12 protein-coding genes and 2 pseudogenes are annotated in these 18411 nt (G+C 72.4%); 9 read left to right on the top strand and 5 right to left on the bottom strand.

Going from position 1 to position 18411, the window contains the following annotated elements; genetic code table 11:
- The first annotated feature begins 24 nt into the window (after nucleotides 1-24).
- From ACF09K_RS33070 to ACF09K_RS33060, 3 genes are all read left to right on the top strand, one after another.
- On the top strand, nucleotides 25-1818 hold the full coding sequence (locus ACF09K_RS33070) for a gamma-glutamyltransferase family protein (RefSeq protein ID WP_392249028.1): 1794 nt from the start codon (nucleotides 25-27) through the stop codon (nucleotides 1816-1818).
- 65 nt (nucleotides 1819-1883) lie between these two features.
- Nucleotides 1884-4178, top strand: a complete 2295-nt coding sequence (locus ACF09K_RS33065; protein WP_392249027.1) for an ATP-binding cassette domain-containing protein — start codon at nucleotides 1884-1886, stop codon at nucleotides 4176-4178.
- A gap of 131 nt (nucleotides 4179-4309) precedes the next feature.
- Nucleotides 4310-4513 carry a tautomerase family protein gene (locus ACF09K_RS33060; protein WP_392249026.1) on the top strand — a complete coding sequence of 68 codons (204 nt, stop codon included), beginning with the start codon at nucleotides 4310-4312 and terminating at the stop codon, nucleotides 4511-4513.
- Nucleotides 4514-4543: 30 nt separating this feature from the next.
- Here ACF09K_RS33060 and ACF09K_RS33055 read toward each other — a convergent pair whose 3' ends face one another.
- Entirely contained in the window at nucleotides 4544-5704 is a 1161-nt protein-coding gene (locus tag ACF09K_RS33055; protein WP_392249025.1) for an FAD-dependent monooxygenase, read from the bottom strand.
- A gap of 194 nt (nucleotides 5705-5898) precedes the next feature.
- On the opposite strand from ACF09K_RS33055, the gene ACF09K_RS33050 reads away from it, so the two are divergent.
- The gene (locus tag ACF09K_RS33050; protein WP_392249024.1) at nucleotides 5899-8220 is read left to right on the top strand and encodes a chorismate-binding protein; all 2322 of its coding nucleotides are present in this window, start codon (nucleotides 5899-5901) and stop codon (nucleotides 8218-8220) included.
- Nucleotides 8221-8252: 32 nt separating this feature from the next.
- On the opposite strand, the gene ACF09K_RS33045 is transcribed toward ACF09K_RS33050, so the two are convergent.
- Complete coding sequence (locus ACF09K_RS33045; RefSeq protein WP_392249023.1) at nucleotides 8253-9698, bottom strand: flavin monoamine oxidase family protein; 1446 nt, start codon at nucleotides 9696-9698, stop codon at nucleotides 8253-8255.
- A gap of 207 nt (nucleotides 9699-9905) precedes the next feature.
- Here ACF09K_RS33045 and ACF09K_RS33040 point away from each other — a divergent pair, with 207 nt between their 5' ends.
- Together ACF09K_RS33040 and ACF09K_RS33035 are read left to right on the top strand one after the other, a co-directional pair.
- Nucleotides 9906-10727 (top strand): SDR family oxidoreductase, encoded by an 822-nt coding sequence (locus ACF09K_RS33040; protein ID WP_392249022.1) that lies wholly within the window; start codon nucleotides 9906-9908, stop codon nucleotides 10725-10727.
- Between the two features lie 299 nt (nucleotides 10728-11026).
- Nucleotides 11027-11116 (top strand): annotated as a pseudogene (locus tag ACF09K_RS33035) (IS5/IS1182 family transposase); the annotation flags it as partial.
- A gap of 98 nt (nucleotides 11117-11214) precedes the next feature.
- Here the strand turns inward: ACF09K_RS33035 and ACF09K_RS33030 are convergent.
- The gene (locus ACF09K_RS33030; RefSeq protein ID WP_392249021.1) at nucleotides 11215-13137 is read right to left on the bottom strand and encodes a cellulose binding domain-containing protein; all 1923 of its coding nucleotides are present in this window, start codon (nucleotides 13135-13137) and stop codon (nucleotides 11215-11217) included.
- Between the two features lie 1082 nt (nucleotides 13138-14219).
- On the opposite strand from ACF09K_RS33030, the gene ACF09K_RS33025 reads away from it, so the two are divergent.
- From ACF09K_RS33025 to ACF09K_RS33015, 3 genes and pseudogenes are all read left to right on the top strand, one after another.
- On the top strand, nucleotides 14220-14612 hold the full coding sequence (locus ACF09K_RS33025) for a beta/gamma crystallin domain-containing protein (protein WP_392249020.1): 393 nt from the start codon (nucleotides 14220-14222) through the stop codon (nucleotides 14610-14612).
- A gap of 363 nt (nucleotides 14613-14975) precedes the next feature.
- Entirely contained in the window at nucleotides 14976-15359 is a 384-nt protein-coding gene (locus tag ACF09K_RS33020; RefSeq protein WP_392249019.1) for a peptidase inhibitor family I36 protein, read from the top strand.
- A 27-nt stretch (nucleotides 15360-15386) separates the two neighbouring features.
- Nucleotides 15387-15694, top strand: a pseudogene (locus tag ACF09K_RS33015) (IS5/IS1182 family transposase); the annotation flags it as partial.
- A 118-nt stretch (nucleotides 15695-15812) separates the two neighbouring features.
- On the opposite strand, the gene ACF09K_RS33010 reads toward ACF09K_RS33015, so the two are convergent.
- Nucleotides 15813-16472, bottom strand: coding sequence for a response regulator (locus ACF09K_RS33010; protein ID WP_392249018.1), 660 nt, complete (start codon nucleotides 16470-16472; stop codon nucleotides 15813-15815).
- A complete protein-coding gene (locus ACF09K_RS33005) occupies nucleotides 16469-17632 on the bottom strand; it encodes a sensor histidine kinase (protein WP_392249017.1) in 1164 nt (387 codons plus the stop codon). Before ACF09K_RS33005 ends, ACF09K_RS33010 begins: the two co-directional genes overlap by 4 nt.
- Nucleotides 17633-18411: the final 779 nt, after the last annotated feature.

The following is an 18411-nucleotide window of genomic DNA, read 5'->3' as shown; positions in this document are numbered from 1 at the left end:
TACGAAGAGGAGAGGAACCCGACTGTGTTGTTCCGTCCAGAGCTGCGCGGCACCCGGGGCGCGGTCGCCTCGACCCACTGGCTGGCCTCGGCCGCGGGCTTCCGCATGTACGACAAGGGCGGCAACGCGTTCGACGCGGCCGTCGCCGCCGCGTTCGTCGTCCAGGTCGTGGAACCCCACCTCAACGGGCCCGGCGGAGACGTCCCCGTCCTCGCCCACCGGGCCGGGTCCGGCCGGGTCGACGTCGTCTGCGGCCAGGGCCCCATGCCCCGGGCGGCGACCATCGAGAGGTTCGAGCAGCTCGGCCTCTCCGTGGTGCCCGGCTCGGGACTGCTGCCCGCGGTGGTGCCCGGTGCCTTCGGCGCGTGGCTGCGCGTCCTCGCCGAGTACGGCACCCTGCACCTGGAGGACGTCCTGGAGCCGGCCATCGGCTACGCCGAACACGGGTACCCGCTGCTCCCCAAGGCGGCGGCGATGATCGGGGCGCTGCAGGAGCTCTTCCGCGAGGAGTGGACCGAGTCCGGTCGCACCTACCTGGTCCGCGGGGCCGCGCCCCGGCCCGGTCAGCGCATGACCAACCCCGACCTGGCCCGGACCTACCGGCGCCTCCTCGACGAGGCCAGGGCGGCCGGCGCCGACCGCGGCAAGCAGATCGACGCGGCCCTGCGCGCCTTCTACGAGGGCTTCGTGGCCGAGGCCGTCGACCGCTACCTCGCCACGGCGGAGGAGATCGACGCCACCGGCCGCCGCCACCGCGGCCTGCTCACCGGGGCGGACCTGGCCGGCTGGCGGGCCACGGTCGAGCCCTCGCTGAGCCTGGACCACCGCGGCCTGTCGGTGCACAAGCCCGGTCCCTGGTCGCAGGGCCCGGTCTTCCTCCAGCAGCTCGCGCTGCTCCAGGGCCTGGACCTCGCCGCCATGGGACCGGTGAGCGCCGAGTTCCTGCACACGGTCACCGAGGCGGCCAAACTGGCCTTCGCCGACCGCGAGGCCTGGTACGGCGACCCCGCCCACGCGGACGTGCCGGTCGACGACCTGCTCGACCCCGCCTACACCGCGGCCCGCCGCGAACTGATCGGCCGGGAGGCCTCCACCGCACTGCGACCGGGCTCGCCCGGCGGCCGGACGCCGGTGCTGCCCCCGGTCCACGACGAGTCCGCGGGCCCCGCCGGTCCCGCATGGCTCGGTGAGCTGGAGGAAGGCATCCCGGCCGTGGTGCGCTCCACGGCCGCCCGGGGCGACACCTGCTGCGTCACGGCCGCCGACGCCCGCGGGAACATGGTCGTCGCGACCCCCAGCGGAGGCTGGCTGAAGAGCTCGCCGGTGGTGCCGGGCCTCGGGTTCCCGCTCGGCACCCGGGGGCAGATGGCCACGCTGACCCGGGGGCACGCCAACGCGCTGGCTCCCGGCAAACGGCCGCGCACCACCCTCAGCCCGACCCTGGTGCTCCGGGACGGCCGGCCCCGCCTCGCCTTCGGCACACCGGGCGGCGACCAGCAGGACCAGTGGACCCTGCAGTTCTTCCTGCGCCACACCGAGCACGGCATGGGACTCCAGGAGGCCGTCGAGGCGCGGACCTTCCACACCGACCACGTACCGACGTCCTTCACCCCCCGCCGCTTCGCCCCCGGGACGGTCGTCCTGGAAGAGGGGATCCCCCAGGAAACCATCGAGGAACTGCGACGACGCGGCCACCAGGTGCGCACGGTCGCCGACTACAGTCTGAGCAAGGTCTGCGCAACGGCCCTGAGCAGTGACGACATGGTCACAGCCGTGGCCAGTCCGCGCGGCGCGCAGGCCTACGCCGTGGCGGATTGAGGACCCTCCTCTGAGGGGATAAGTTTCCGTAGAGAAATCTTTTCGACGGATGGAAGAGGAACGGCATGGTGTCCCACCCGTCACCGGACCCGGGTGACTTCATCGTTCTGGGGGAAGCACGGCAGAACAACCTCAAGGGCGTCAGCCTGCGCATCCCGAAGGGGCGGCTGACCGTCTTCACCGGCGTGTCGGGATCGGGCAAGTCCTCCCTGGTCTTCGGGACGATCGCCGTCGAGTCGCAGCGGCAGATGAACGAGACGTACCCCGCGTTCATCCGCAACCGGCTGCCCAAGTACGAGCGGCCCGCCGCCGAGGTCATCGAGAACCTCTCCACCGCCATCGTGATCGACCAGCGGCCGGTCGGCGGCAACGCCCGCTCGACGGTCGGCACCATGACCGAGGTCCACGCCATGCTGCGGGTGCTGTTCTCCCGGCACGGCACGCCCAGCGCGGGCCCCTCCCACATGTACTCCTTCAACGACCCCCGCGGCATGTGCCCGCGGTGCGAGGGGCTCGGTTCCCGGCTGCGGCTGGACCTGGACCGGCTGCTGGACGAGGACAGGAGCCTCAACGAGGGCGCCATCCGCTTCCCCGCCTTCGCCGTCGGCACCTTCCAGTGGCAGCTGTACGCGGAGTCCGGCCTGTTCGACCCCGACCTGCCGCTGCGCGAGTTCTCCGCCGAGGACCGAGAGACGCTGCTGCACGGCTCCGGGTTCAAGGTCGACCGGGCCGGACGGCACGGCGTCTACAAGAACGAGTACGAGGGGATCGTGCTGCGCTTCACCCGCCGCTACCTCAAGGCCGGCCTCGACGCCCTCAAGGCGAAGGAACGGGCGGCCGTGGAGGAGGTGGTGACGGAAGGGCCCTGCGAGGTCTGCGGCGGCGCCCGGCTGGGACCGGCCGCGCTCGCCTCGCGCATCGCCGGCGACACCATCGCCGACTACTGCGCCCTGGAGATCACCGACCTCATCGGCCGCCTGGAGCGCATCGACGCGCCGTCGGTCAAACCGGTGGTGCAGGCGTCCCTGGCCGCGCTGCGCAGGATCGAGGCCGTCGGACTCGGCTACCTCAGCCTCGACCGTCGGACCAGCACCCTCTCCGGCGGCGAGGCGCAGCGCCTGAAGACCGTGCGCCACCTGGGCAGCAGCCTGACCGGGCTGACGTACATCTTCGACGAGCCGAGCGTGGGCCTGCACCCGCGCGACGTCCGCCGCCTGAACACGCTGCTCCTCGCGCTGCGCGACAAGGGCAACACGGTGCTCGTGGTGGAGCACGACCGGGACGTCGTCGCCGTCGCCGACCATGTCGTCGACATGGGCCCGGGCGCGGGCAGCGAGGGCGGCGAGGTGGTCTACGAGGGCTCGACGGCCGGGTTGCGCAGAGCCGGCACCCCGACCGGCCGGGCCCTGGACTCGGTGCCCGGGCTGAAGGAGCGGCTGCGGGCCCCCCGGGGCGGACTGACGGTCCGCGGCGCCCGGCTGCACAACCTCCAGGACGTCACGGTCGACGTGCCCACCGGCGTGCTGGTGGCGCTCAGCGGTGTCGCCGGCTCGGGGAAGAGCTCGCTCGCCCGGGAACTGGTCGACCGGCACCCGGGCGAAGCGGTCGTGGTCGACCAGTCGTCGATCGGGGTCTCCTCCCGGTCCACCCCCGCGACGTACACCGACATCATGGACACCGTCCGGCACCTGTTCGCCCGCGCCTCCGGGGCCGACCCCGGACTGTTCAGCTTCAACTCCGCGGGCGCCTGCCCGGAGTGCCGGGGCCGCGGGGTGATCGAGACCGACCTCGCCTTCATGGACCCGGTCACCACCGTCTGCGAGCGCTGCGACGGGCTCCGCTTCAACGACGAGGCGCTGCGCCACACGCTGTCCGGCCGGACCGTCGTCGACGTCCTCGCCATGACGGCCGAGGAGGCGATCGCGTTCTTCGACGAGGACTCCGTCCGCCGCAAGCTGGCCCTGCTCACCGAGGTCGGCCTCGGCTACCTCACGCTCGGCCGGCCCCTGTCCACCCTCTCCGGTGGTGAGCGCCAGCGGCTGAAGCTGGCGCACCGGCTGCACACCTCCGGCAGCGTCTACGTGTTCGACGAACCCTCCACCGGTCTGCACATGGCCGACCTCGGCAAGCTGCTCGCCCTGTTCGACCGCCTCGTCGACGGCGGCAACACGGTGGTGGTGATCGAACACGACCTGGACGTGCTGAAGTACGCCGACTGGATCATCGACCTCGGCCCGGAGGCGGGCCGGCACGGTGGCCGGGTGGTGTTCGAAGGCACCCCCGCGGACCTGGTCCGCCGCCGTGACTCGCACACCGGCCGCTGCCTGGCCGAGGACCTCGCCGCGCACGGTCACCTCTGACCGGCCCCGGCAGGCACCACCACCTCCGGCCGGCCCGGAGCACCCGACGGCACGCCGGGTGCTCCGGCGCCCCCGTGCCGCGGCCCGGCCGCACCACCCCGACAAGGACACCACCCCGGCAAGGAGTCGCCATGCCCCTCATCCACGTCACCCTGCTGAGCGGCCGCAGCGAGGAGGAGATCGCCGCACTCGGCCGGGCCCTCACCGAGGCCGCGCACACCGCGCTCGGCACACCCCGGGAGGCGGTCCGGGTGACGGTGGACGAATGCCCGCCGCGGCACTGGTTCGTGGGCGGCACCTCGGTGGCGGACGAGAAGGCGGCCCGGGGCGGCTGACCCGCCCCGGGCCGCCCCGGGCGCCGCGGCTCAGGCCGCGTCGGCGAAGCGCCGGCGGATCCGCCCGACGTGATCGGCGTCGACCGCGGGCAGGTCGTCCCGGGTGAGCCGGCCGCTGCGCGTCAGCAGGTGCGCGTTGAAGGCCTCCGGCGGCAGCCCCACGCACCGGTCGATGTTCTCGAACCACTCCAGGCTCGTCAGCGCGGTCCGCTGCATCCGCTCCACGGCGGGCCGCCGCTCGGCCTCGTACGCCGCCAGCGCCTCGGGCACCGTCCGGTGCTCGTGCAGGGCCGTGGCGAGGGCGAGCCCGTCCTCCATGGCCAGCTTGGTGCCGGAACCGATCGAGAAGTGCGTCGTGTGCGCGCTGTCACCGAGGAGGACGAGGTTGCCGTGACTCCAGTTCCGGTTGCGTACGGCGGTGAAGCGGCCCCAGTACGACCGGTTGCCCCACAGCGCGTGCCCGTCCAGCAGGCCGGAGAAGCGCCGCGCCACCTCGTCGATGCCGTCCCGGTCGCCCACGGGATCCGCGGGCCGGCGCTCCGCGGACCGGAAGCCGGCCGCCCGCCAGACCGCGTCGCCCACCTCCACGATGAACGTGCTGCGACCGGGCGCGTACGGGTAGGCGTGGGCCTGCACGGGGCCGTGCTCGGTCTCGACGACGGCGAACGTCAGCGCGTCGAACGGGCGGTCCGTGCCGAGCCACATGTACCGCGACCCCGCCTCCTGCCGCTCCGTGCCGAACGCGGCCGCGTACCGGGCCCGGGTGCGCGACCCCACGCCGTCCGCCGCGACGACGAGGTCGTGGGACGCGCGCAGCCGGGACACCTCCGGCGCCGGGGTGCCGAAGTGCAGGTGCACCCCGAGACCGGCGCAGCGCTCCTGCAGGAGCCGCAGCAGGGTGTGGCGGCCGACCGCGGCGAACCCGTACCCCTCGTTGCGCTGGGTGCGGTCCCGGTAGTGGACGTCGATCCGCGTCCACCGGGCGAACTCGGCCGTGACGGCCTCGAACAGGGCCGGGTCGGCGGCCTCGATGCCGCCGAGCGCGCCGTCGGAGAAGACGACCCCGAACCCGAACGTGTCCCGGGCCGCGTCGGCCTCCCAGACCTCCACGACGTCGTGGGGCCGCAGGCGCTTGACCAGGCAGGCCGTGTACAGCCCGCCGGGACCGGCTCCGATCACCGCTATCCGCATGACACCTCACCGGGGCTCTGAGGGGAGGGATGGACGTACCGAACATGATATCCGAACGGAAACGAATGAAGCGTCAACCGCCGGACACTAAAGAAGAGTTACCGCTCCGAGCCGCACCATTCATTTCCCGGACGTAACCAAGGTTCTCATCGTCACGTCCCTTGTCACCGAGCCCCCCGACGAAAGGGCGCCTCATGCCGGACGTCCCGACGCCCACCCCGCTCCCGACGCCCACCCCGCTCCCGGCGGCCGACCTGGCCGACCTGTTCTCGGCCCCCGACCCGCCGCCCTTCGCCCTCGTGCGCCGCCACCCGCACGACGGAAGCGCCGGAGACCCGTTCGACGTGTACATCGGCACCCTGCACACGGTACGGCGGGTCACGGACCTGCCGTCGGGCCCGCCCCGGCCGGGCGGCGGGCCCCACGCGCTCGCCGTGCTGCCGTACCGGTGCCTGGCCGAACGAGGACTGGACTGCCGTGACGACGGCACCCCCCTACGGGTCCTGAGGATCCGCCGGTGGCACACGGCCGACACCGCCGCGCTCACCGCGGCCCTCGCCGCCGTGCGGCCCGCGGGAGACCTCCGCTGGGAGGAGGCGGGCTTCGACGACACCGACGAGGAGTACGCCGGCCGGGTGCGCGACCTCCTGGCCCACGAGGTGGCGCGCACCGGCCTGCACGTCCTGATCCGCCGGGACTTCACCGCGCGACTGCCCGGCCACGGGGCCGCCGCCGTGGGGGAGCTGTTCCGCCGGCTGTCCGCCGCCGAGCAGGGCGCGCACTGGACGTTCGCGGTCCACACCGGAGGTCCGCGCGGCGCCGCACTGGCCGGCGCCTCCCCGCAGGGCCACGTCGGCGTGGAGCGGGGCCGGGTGGTGATGCACCCGATGTGCGGGACGCTGCGCCTCCCGCCCGACGGCCTGCCTGCCGCCGGGGACCTGACCGCCTTCCTGCGCGACCGCAAGGAGACCGAGGAACTGGGAGCCGTGGTCGACGCGGAGCTGGCTGCCCTGTGCCGGGTCACCGCCGGGGACGTACGGCTGGAGGGACCCCGTCTGCGTCCGCTGGCCCGTGTGCTGCACACCGAGTGCCGCATCAGCGGGACCGCCGCGCTCGACGTCCGGCACACCCTCGCCGGCGCCCTGTTCGCGGCGACCGCGGTGGGCCGTCCCTTCGCGGAGGCCTGCCGTGTCATCGCCCGGCGCGAACCTTCCGGACGCGGTTACTACGGCGGGTCGATCGCGCTGCTGGGCCACGACGCCTCGGGCGGCGAGCAGGTGGACACGGCCGTGCTCATCCGCACCTTCGAGATCTCCGGGCGGGGCACGGTGAAGCTGTCGGTCGGAGCCACCGTCGGGCCGCGCTCGGTGCCCGCCGACGAGGCGGCCGAGACCCGCGCCAAGGCATCGGCCCTGCTGTCGGTGTTCGAGAGCACCGCGGCCACCGCCCCCGGTGACACCGCCCCCGGCCCCGACGCCCCCGGCGACCCCGCGCCGCACGACGTGCCGGAGGGACGTGACACCCCGGCCGCAGCGCAAGGCGACGGGGCGCCGGGTGGCCGCACACCAGGCCACCGGCGCACCGGGCCCCGCTCCACCGTCCCCGTCGACCCGGCGGCGTGGCCGTCGGTGCGCGCCGAACTGGACCGGCGCCGTGCGCTGCTGTCCGCCCACTGGCGGGGCCGGTCGCGGCCGGGCGGCCGGCCTGCTCCCGGCGGCCCGGTGCTGCTCGTCGACGCGGGGGGCGAGGAGACGCCGGCGCTCGCCGCCATGCTGCGCGGACTCGGCCGCGCCGTCGAGGTGTGTTCCGCCGACCACGTCGCCCACGCGGCCGGGGTGGGCCCCGGGGACCCCGAGGTGCCCGACGCCCGGGTGCGTTCCGCGGACTTCGCGGTCTCCGCGGTCCGGGTGCGTCCCCGGGACGCGGTGACCGGCGCCACCGGGGTGCGCCCCGCGGACCACGGCACGCACGGCGCCGGGACGCGTTCCGCGGACCCCGTGGCCCGTGCCACCGGGACGCGGTCGGCGGGGCCCACGGCCCACGGCGGCGCACACCGTGCCGTGGACCCCCTGGCGCCCGGGACCACGGTGGTCGTCGGTCCGGGCCCCGGCGACCCGTTCGCCACCGGCGACGACCGGATCGCCGCCCTGCGCGCCCTGGTCGCCGGCCTGGTGTCCCGGGGGACGCGCACCGTCGGCGTCGGACTCGGCTTCCACCTCCTGCTCGCCGAACTGGGTCTGGCCGGATCCGTGCGGCCGAGGGGCGGGGCCGCCGCCCAGCAGGAGATCGACGTCCTCGGCCGGCGTGCGACGGTGGGGTACGGCGGCGCGTACGCCGTGTCGGCCGGCCCGCACACGGACGCCCTGGCCCGACGGCTGGGGCTGACCCTGTGGTACGGCCCCGGCGACGGCGAGCTCGCGGCCCTGCGAGGCCCGCGTACCGGCGGCTGCGCCTTCCTCCCCGCGTCGGTGCTGAGCGTCGAGGGGGCGGAACTGCTGACCCTGCTGCTGGACTGAGCGCCGGGCCCCGGGCCGGAGCCCCGGCCCGGTCACGCGGCCGCGGTGCTCCCCAGTTCGAGCACGGTCCGCGCGGCCGACTCCAGCGCGAGCGTCATGGAACCGCCGTTGGGCTCGAACGAGGTGTGGTCGCCGGCGAAGTGCAGCCGGCCCTCCGGCCTGCGCATGGCCGGCATCAGGGAGCTGTGCCCCACCTCGGGCAGGATGTAGGCGCCTTCGATGTACCGCTGCTGGTCCCAGACCACGGAGGTGCCGGTCTCGAAGTGCTCCCGGGCGCCGGGCAGCATCACCTCGACCTGGTCCAGGGCGAACCGGACCCGCTCCTCGGGGCTGAGCACGGCCAGGGCGCGGGCCCGCCAGCCGGTGATCAGGCACTCCAGTATCTTGCGGGGGCCGGGCAGCCGGGGCGTGGCGTCCCGCACCCACCGCACCGGCAGGTCCGTGGAGAAGCTCGCGTTGTCCTGGGGCCAGAACTGCCGCCGCATCTGGAGGTAGACGCGCACGATCGACGAGTACTTCACCCGGCGCATCGCGGCCTGCTTGGCGTCGGACAGCGCGGCGTCGGTGAGGTCGATGTGCCGGATCGCGCTGAACGGCACGGTCACCACCACCCGGTCGGCGTCCAAGGTGTGCATCCGGGTGCCGTGCAGGAAGGTGACTCGTGCGCCCGCGTCGTCCTGCGTGACGCGCACCACGGGAGCCCGGTAGCGGATGCGGTCCTTCAACCGCTCGGCGAACGCCCGGGGGAACCGGTCGGTGCCGCCCTTGACCTTCGACCACCGGGGGTCGGCGTTGGCCAGGGAGTGCGGGCCGGCCTCGTGCCGCAGCCAGGACAGGGCCGAGGCGGTCTTCAGGTCGCCGCCGCGCATCTCCAGGAAGTGCGGCTCCACCAGGTCGACCGCCGTCGGCGAGGCGCCGCGCTCGGACAGCACCTCGTACACCGACCGCCGGTCGTACGGTGCGAGCAGCGGGGTCGGCGCCCAGTCGGCCGCCGTGATGTCGGGCTTCAGCGTCTCGTAGGTGCGGCGCACGTAACGGTCGATCATGTCGGTGACGCCCAGCCCCTTCTCGTGCGGGGCGAGCGGGAGCCCGGCGCGGTCGAGCGAGTCGGCGTCGGGACCGAAGAACCGGCCGCCGGCGAAGTACGAGAACCGGCTGCCGACCAGGTCGGCCGTGTCCAGCTCCACCCCCAGCTCGCGCAGGTAGTGCATGGCGTAGTGGCAGTGCGGGGTCAGGGTCATCGCGCCGGCCTCCGCGTACAGGCCGTCCGCGAAGGGCGCGCGCAGGGTGTACGCCCGCCCGCCCGGGCGGTCCGACGCCTCCAGCACCGTGACGTCCCCGCCCCGCTCGGCCAGTTCGTACGCCACCGCGAGGCCCGACAGACCCGCTCCGATGACGACGACCCTGCCGGGCACCCGCACCCCGGGCATGCCCCGGTCGAACTCGCGACGCACGTCGGTCTGCGTGACCTCGGCCATCGGCTCTCCCCTCCCACCCGCGACGACGCGGGGTTGTCACGTCCATATGATTGAAAACAGGAAATCATATGGACGTAGGGCGGGCGACAGAACCGGCCGAACTGCCGCGAGTTGACGACAAGCAGGCATGAAACGACTGCCCCGGGGCAATCGGGTGCACCTTGCGGGCGACCGTTGCCCTGTCGCCCGCCCGTCGTTCACGAGGACATGGGCACCACACCGATCCTCGTCCTCGGGGCGACCGGCTCCGCGGGCCGACGTGTCGCCGCGCACCTGCGGACCCTGGGCGTACCGGTCCGGCCCGCGTCCCGGCACGGCGCCACCCGGTTCGACTGGCACGACCGCGACACCTGGGAACCGGCCCTGCGCGGCGCCGGACGCATGTTCCTCATGGCCCCCGACGGCATCCCCGTCGACCCGGACTTCACCGGCCTGGCCGCGGACCTCGGGGTGGGCCGCATCGTCCTGCTGTCCAGCCGCGCCATCGAGACCATGGGGGACCAGCGGCTGATCGAGGCCGAGGACACCGTGAAGAAGTGCGGCGCGGCCTGGACGGTCCTGCGCGTCGACTGGTTCGACCAGAACTTCGACGAGGGGCCCTTCCGCGGAGCGGTCCTGGCCGGGGAGCTGGCGGTCCCGGTGGGGGACCGCCGGCAGGGATTCGTGGATCTCGACGACGTCGGGGCCGTGGCCGCACGCGTCCTGACCGAGGACGGGCACACCGACCGGACCTACGAACTCACCGGGCCGCAGGCGCTGTCCTTCGCCGAGGCCTGCACCGTCATCGAGGACGTCACCGGCCGGCCGATGACGTTCCACGGCGGCAAGGACGCCTACCGCGCCGCACAGGCCGCCGCCGGCCGCCCCGAGGAGTCCGTCGAACGGGAACTCGCCTCCTACGCGGCGCTGCGGGCCCTGGGCGACACCGAGCCCCTGGACACGGTGCCCCGGCTGACCGGGCACCGCGCCCGCACCTTCCGGGAGTACGTCACCGATGCGGCGGCCGGACCCGACTGGCCCCGCCCCTGACCCGCCCGCCACCGGCCCGGACCCTTGACGGACGGACCCTGACCGCCGGTGTCGTACAGCAGGACACCGATCTTCCCGTGATGGTCGTGGCCGTCCTGGAGGAACCCGCGCCCGCCTCGGCGTGACGCTGTTCCCCGACAGCCCGAGACACCGGTACGCCTCGTTCGGCACCGGGCCTTGACCCCGGGCTGCCCACCCCCCGGACGAGGACACCGGCCCCGAACGGCACGCTCTCCCGGGCCAGGGGCAACCCTCCAAGGTCCGGCCGGCGTTCGGAGCGGACGGGGCCACCTGGAACAGGCTGGAGGATCTTCCGTCACGCGCGCTGCAGTCCGACTCGAATGACGTCAATCGCTCGAGCCGTCCTCACCCTGGAGCGGCACCGCTGAAAACGCTCAGTGGAGCCTGTGCGGGCGAGGTCGTGGATCGCGCTGTGCGGGTGCCGGGAGAGCATCCCCACAGCGCGTCGGCCGCTGTCCACCGCTCCTCACTCGTTCGCGCAGGTGCCGCCGTTGAGGACGAAGGCGGTCGGTGCGGGGTTGGTGCTGCCCTGGCCGGCGATGAAGCCGATCGTGACCGAACCGCCGACGGGGATACTGCGGTTGTAGTCGACGGGAACCACGTTCACGGCGCCTCCCTTCTGGGTGAACGTGCCTCCCCACAACTGCGTGATGGTCTGGCCCGCGGTGAAGGAGAAGGAGAGCGTCCAGTCGTCGAGGGCGGCACTGCCGGTGTTGCGGATGACGAGCTCGCCCTGGAAACCGCCGTTCCAGCTCCCGACGATCCGGTACCCGACCCCGCAACCGCCCGTCGGGCCCGCGGTGGTGGTGACGGTCACGGTGCTGCTGCGGGCCGAGCGGTTGCCGGCCGCGTCGCGCGCGTAGACCGCGAAGGTGTAGGCGGTGCCGGCGGTCAGCCCGGTGACGGTGGCCCGGGCGGTCGTGGACGACCCGGCCGGCGTCTCGGTACCGCCGCTGATCCGCACCACGTCGTACCCGCTCACCCCCACGTTGTCGGTGGAGGCCGTCCAGCTCAGCGTGACCGAGGTGCTGGTGACCCCGGTGGCCGACGGCAGACCGGGCGTGCCGGGCGCCTGTGTGTCGGTCCCGTTGGACGAGCCCACGGTGACGACGAACGTCGTCATGCTCTGCGCCGCAACCGTGGCGGTGAACGAGCCGTTCGACATGCCCGGCCCGCTCAGGGGCGCGAGGGTCCTGCTCGCGTCCGTCACCCAGGAGGAGACGGTGGCTGACGCGGTGTTCGCCAACGTGAACTGCTGGCTCACCGCGGCCGAGTTCTTGTTGACGACCACGATCACCACCGTGGAATCATCCGTGTAGGCCGAGACGTAGACGTTCGTCTGCGGGTTCGGGGCCGCGTCGATCCGCACGTGACCGGGGCGGACGAACTTCGAGAAGTGGGCCATGACCGCGCCGCGCTTGCTGATCCGCCCGTCCTCACGCATCGGGCCGTAGCCGCGCCGGATGTACCACCACACGTACGCCTGGAACTCCGCGTCCACCATCGCACGGTGCATGTGCTCCCCGACACCGAGCGCCGCCGGCCACAGGTCGGCGGAATCCGTGCTGTTGGGGTAGTACACCTCCGTCATCCACAGCTCTTTGCCCTGCCCCTTCTGCTTGAACAGCGGGTAGGGGAAGTTCGAGAAGGACGTGCCGTACAGGTGCGCCCCGAGGATGTCCAGGTTGGCCAGGGCGCCGGCGTCGTTGAGAAGGGGATCGGACATGCTCTTGACGTACTGGAAGGACTCCGGGGCGATGACCCTGGTGCTGATGGACCCGGCGTGGTCGCGCAGGAAGGTGACGATCTCGCCGGCGGTCCACCACGTCCAGTCCTGGGCGTAGTCCGGTTCGTTCTGGATCGAGATGGCGTACAGGTCGACGCCGTTGGTCTTCATGAACCGGGTGAAGTCGTCCAGGTGCTGCGCGTAGGCGGCGTAGCTGTCGCGCCGGAGGCGTCTGGCGTTGGTCTGGCTGCCGTGGGTGAACGTCTCGACCATGCCGGCGGGCGGGTTCCACGGCGAGGCGAAGACGATCGCCCCGTGTGCGACCGCCCGCTGGGCGGTGGCCACCTCGGCGCTCCAGTTCGCCCTGTTCTCGTCGACGTGGATCCGCAGGACGGAGAACCCCAGCTGGCCCGTGCCGTTGCCGAACGCCGTGTCCCGCTGGGCGGCCGTCAGGTCCCCCGCCCAGGCCGGATGGTTCATCCCGCCGAAGCCCCGGATCGTCTGCCGCCGCGCGGACGGGTCGACGACCACGGCGGCCGCGGCCGCGGCGGTCGCACGGGGGGAAGGCATCGCCACCGAGACGATCGGCACCGCCCCGATCGCGGCCAGCACGGCCCTCCGGCTCGGGAACGGGGTCGTCGAATCGTCGCGTCGTGGGGTCATGGCTGTCTCCAGTGCCTCGGTGGGGGGCGCGCAGGTCCGGGGGCCGGGGTGTGAGCACTGACGAGGGTGCGGGTGTTCACCGACATGAGGAGAGGTGTGAGCGATGTCCGGACCCAGTGTCGGTGGGAGCGCTCCCATACCGTAGGAGGCGGTGCGGGTGACGTCAATGGCCCGGTCGGCCCTGCCGGTCGACGTGCTGTGACAACTCATGGACCACAACAAGTAGTCGGCCACCACGCAGCAGTACTGCCGGGTGGGGGAAGAACGCCGCCGTGAGGCTGTCGAGGGGGTCACCCGGATGCACTTCGACCGTCACGGCAACCGCGTCCGGAGGCGGGCCGAGATCCTGCTGGACACCGAACACCTCCAGCGCGCCGTCGGCGAAGTCGCCGCCCCTACGGCATCTGCAGCGAACCGTCCGACGTCGCCGAGAACGGCCAGGACTGCCCCGTGCGATTCCGCCGTGTCGGCTGCGGCCACTTCCGCACCGACGTCTCCTGCCTGCCCGACCTGGAGGCCTGCCGGGCGGATCTGCTGCGTGACCGTGAGCGGCTGCCGGCCACGGTCGACGCCGTCTCGACGTCTCGACGTCTTGCGGTCCCTCACGCGCGACCGGCAGACCTTCGCCGACGAGCCACCTCAACGCGGCCGCGCAGCGGCACAACACGGTCACCGTCCACTACCGCAGCCCTTGACGAACCTGATGGGGAATCGCTGCCTTCATCGCGGACGCGACCCACCCCCGGCACGCGAACGCACTGCGGCTGCGCAAGCGTCCCATCCACTCCATCGCCGTCGTCAGGGGCAACCACCCAGGCCTCCCCGAGCAGCTGAGGAGACTGCCGTGGCCCGATATGCACGCCGACAGACACCCCGAGCGTGCTTCACCGCGGCTGCGCCAAGGGGCAGGGAGTCCGTCCCCCGTGGGAGCTACGCCCGAGTTGGCTCTGTGTGGTGACGACTGCGACCCGCCCTCTCCGTAACCTTCCACCTGGCCGCAGCGCCCGCGCCGGGCCGACGGCGAAGAGATCCGACAAGTTCACATGACCATTTCCGTTCCTGTCCCATAGAGGGGAACCACCATGACGCAGGTAGCCAGGAGAGTTCTCGTCGCGGCGGTGGCCGCTGCCGGCTTGACGTTCGCGATGCCGACCACCCCTGCCTCCGCGGCCAACGAGACTTCTTGCGGAGACCCCACTCTCCCCCCGCGGACCGACCTCGCATGGGCGGAAACGAGCACCGGCAATCGCATGTGCTTCGCCAACGCCGGCAGCTTGAGGGTGTCCTTCAACGGCGTCAGGCATTTCCACTCGGGCAACAATACCGTTACGTTCAGTTACATCATCGAGGAGAACGATTACTACACCGAGCGCACCTTGCGGAAATGGCAGGACTACACCATCGACTGGGGCCTGCATGCCCGCGTGTACAACGTGCGTATCTGTGGCGGCCCCGTGGAATGCCCGGTGAGTTGAGGCGGGGTTCTGCGGGAGACGCCTCGGCGATGCCGTTCACGGCGCAGTACGGCAATTCCCTGATCGCGGACGAGGAAGGTATCTCCTTTCCGCTTCGGGACCGGTGGAAGCGAACCCGGGACATCGACTGTCTCCCGACCTGCCGGGCAAGCTCCGCCGGGAGCGCCGACCGGGGCTGTGACCACGACAAGCGCCGCCTTCCCCGGGCCCGGGTCGTCAGCTCTTGCGGAGACGACGCCCGACGTCATCCCTGCGAACCCCATGCGTGCGGCAACCGTTTTATGAACAAGATCCCGCGAGAAGCGACAGCTGGACGCGGTGACCAGGACCGCGCTTCCGTGGGCGATAAAGGAAAGGTTATTCGTGAAACTGGCAGTCAAAACCGCGGTGGCAGGAGCACTCCTCGCCTCCGCCACCGTACTGGCGGCTCCGGGAACCGCATCGGCCGATGACCCCAAAGACGGGTCCGTGACCCGCTGTTCAGAAGGTAAAGTCTGCCTCTTTGACGGCCACGACAATACCGGGGACGTCCTGCAGCTCGATCCGGTGGACATCCCCAACATCGGCTGGGCGTGGAACGATCGGGCCGGCTCGGTCTGGAACCGCAGCGACAAGTTCGCCTGTATCTGGACCGATGCCGACTACTACGGCTACTGGTTCAGCATCCCGCCGGGCGCGAAGCAGGAACTTCTGTTCGCCTACGACAACGCGGTGACCGCTCTCGGGTTCGGCGGCTGCGGGGGCTGAGCCGGCCGCTGACCACATCTCGCCATTCGTCTGGTCGTGATGGTCGGCCGGCCACTGCCGGGTGGTCGCGACGACTGCCGGGCCTGGGCGGATCCCGGGACGAAGGCCGCTCTCGGCACCATGACGACCCTCGCCGAGAGCGGCTGCCCGGGAACCGGGCTCCTCATGCCGCACCGCTGCCGCAAGGGGGGAGGGTCCGCCCGACGGGAAGCAGGCCCACGACAAGTTCCGCACGCGGGTTCACGCCCGCGTCGAGCGCGCCTTCGCCCGGTGAAGACCTGGAAGATCCTGCGCGACTGCCGCCTGAGAGGCGATGGAGTGTGCACCATGCCATGAGATGCGAAGGCATGCGAAGAGTCCGGCCCCGTCCTTCCCGGCTTGATCCCGGCCTCCGGCCTCAAGAGGGTGCCGGGACCCGAGGGAGGAGCGGCACGGATGGTCACGGGAGAGTCCTCAGGTCACCAGGCCGTGCCGGTAGGCGTAGACGACGGCCTGGACGCGGTCGCGCAGGTCGAGCTTGGTGAGGATGCGGGACACGAAGGTCTTGACCGTCTCGTGGCTGATGACGAGCACCGCGGCGATCTCACTGTTGGACAGTCCGTCCGCGAGGAGGCGGAGGACCTCCAACTCGCGGGGCGTCAAAGGGGTGTTCTGCGCGCCGCTCTCGACGGGCCGGATACGGGCGGCGTAACGGCCCACGAGCCGACGCGTCACTTCGGGGTCCAGCAGCGCCGCGCCCATGGCCACGGTCCGGATTCCGTGCAGCAGCCGGTCCGGCGGCGCGTCCTTGAGCAGGAACCCGCTCGCTCCGGCCCGCAGAGCCTCGTAGACGTACTCGTCCAGGTTGAACGTGGTCACCACGAGTACCTTCACGGGGTGCTCGACCCCGGCACCGGCCAGCAGCCGGGTGGCCTCGATGCCGTCGAGGATCGGCATGCGCACGTCCATCACCACGACGTCCGGGCGCAGTCGGCCGGCCAGTTCCACGGCGGTCCGCCCGTCTCCGCACTCGCCCGCCACTTCCAGATCGGGCTGCGCGTCGATGATGGTCGACAGCCCGGTGCGGATCAGTGCCTGGTCGTCGCAGACCAGGACCCGGACGGGCACGCTCATGCCGGGCCTCCCGCAGGTATCCGCGCCCGGACGAGGAAGCCGCCGCCGGTTCGGTGGTCCGCACTGAAGTCGCCGCCCAGGATGTCGACCCGTTCGCGCAGACCCTCCAATCCCCGCCCGCTGCCGCTGGGGGAAGCGACCCGCGAACCGGGACCGTCCGTGCCGACCTCCACGATGATCTCCCTTTCGCCATGGCGCACCAGGACCGAGGTCCGGCTGCCACGGGCGTGTTTGAGCGCGTTCGTCAGGGCCTCCTGCACGACCCGATAGGCCACGAGGTCGGCGCTGCCGGTCGAGGCCGGCGGTGCGCCCTCCTCGGTGAACTCCACCGGCTGCCCGGCCAGCCGCGTCTGCTCGACGAGTGTGAGTACTCGGCCGACGGGCGGCGTCCTGTCCCGGCCGCCGTGGCTGGTGCCGGGGTCGGGGTCGAGCAGGTCGAGAAGATGCCGCAGGTCGGTGATGGCCTGCCGGCCGGTGTCACTGACGGCGATCAGGGTCTGATCGAGGCGGTCGGGCGAGGCGGTCAGGTACCGGGCCGCCTCGGACTGCACGACCATCGCCGTCACATGATGGGTCACGACGTCGTGGAGCTCGCGGGCGATCCGGGTACGCTCGGCGGCACGGGCCTCCTCGGCGACGCGGCTGCGGCGTTCGGCCTCCGCGGTCCGGGCGGAGCGCATCCACCCGCCGATGCCCCACACCAGGGCCAGCGCCAGGTAGAACGTCACGAACTCGGCCATCGGTTCGCCGGGAGCGCGCTGGTGGAGCGCGACCGCCAGAGCCGCGAACGCCACGGAGGAGGAGACCAGGGTGGCGCGCCGGTACCGTTCCAGATACGACCCGGCACTCAGCAGCGCGATGGGCAGCGCGGTGCCGGCGAAGAGGTGGTAGCCGCGCAGTTGGTCGAGGGCGAAGCCGCACGACACCAGGGTGAGGCAGACGAGCGGCCACCGCCGGCGCACGGCGAGCGGAAGGCACTGCAGGACCGCCGCCACACCGGCCAGCGCGTCGGCGGGGCGGGTCGGCAGACCGCCGACCTCCGTGCCGTTGCCGTGGAACGCCGGCACGACCGACGCCACGAGGAGCAACATCCCCAGCGGGAGGTCCCGGGCCGTGACATCGAGCCGGTGCCACAGCTCCGGGACACGTCGACGCTCCATCACCGGGGCAGTGTAGCGACAGAGCCGACGCCCGCGGCCCGCCGGGAGCCGAAGGGGGACGAGGGTCCCGCGCCGATGGGCCGGCCACAAGAACACCAGAGTCGGCAACACCCCGAAGCCCACCGAGCAGCCGCCGGCTTCCGGCCCGGAGCCACCGCCGGTGGGCAACCCCGGGCCCGAGGTCGAGGTGCCCAGGCGCCTTTGGCCGGTGCCGTTGCCGGAGAGACCTCGGTGCTGAAGATGCCGCGCAGGTCGTGTTCGGGGGCCGGTCGAAGTCCAGGGCTCGGCCGCAGCGCTCGAAACGCCGGGCCGCCAGGACCGGCTCGGTCAACTCCCAGCGGACATCCGGCAGATCACTCGGACACGGGCGTCGCTCAGGCGTGCTTCCGGTGTACTGCCGCGAACCGAGTGCGCCCGGTCGCACGCCGACGACGGTCCAAGCACACGACCTCGAAGGCCGGGCATCCTGGGATGAGACAGGATCACGGCCCTTTCGCCCCGTCCGCGACCTCGCACGACTCGCCGACGTCGACGGCCTCCGCGACCTCGCCCGCACCGCCACCCATCGCTTGTTGACGGGGGTGAGGACGTCGGAGTCGGCACGTGCCGACGCAATGGCGCCCAGAAAGGTGCCGCCCGATGCGGAGGCGTGGGCTGCGCGGCCAGGGCAGGCACACGTGGGAGCGATCGTCCCGCACGGCATGGGCCGACAGGGGCAGGGCGGTCACCAGCTCCAGGCCGGCGACGGTGGTGGAGCCGCGCCGTCACCTGGGACGCGT

This window comes from Streptomyces sp. NPDC014882 (assembly GCF_043081325.1).
Taxonomy (GTDB): Bacteria; Actinomycetota; Actinomycetes; order Streptomycetales; family Streptomycetaceae; genus Streptomyces.
This window is presented reverse-complemented; position numbering and strand designations above follow the sequence as displayed.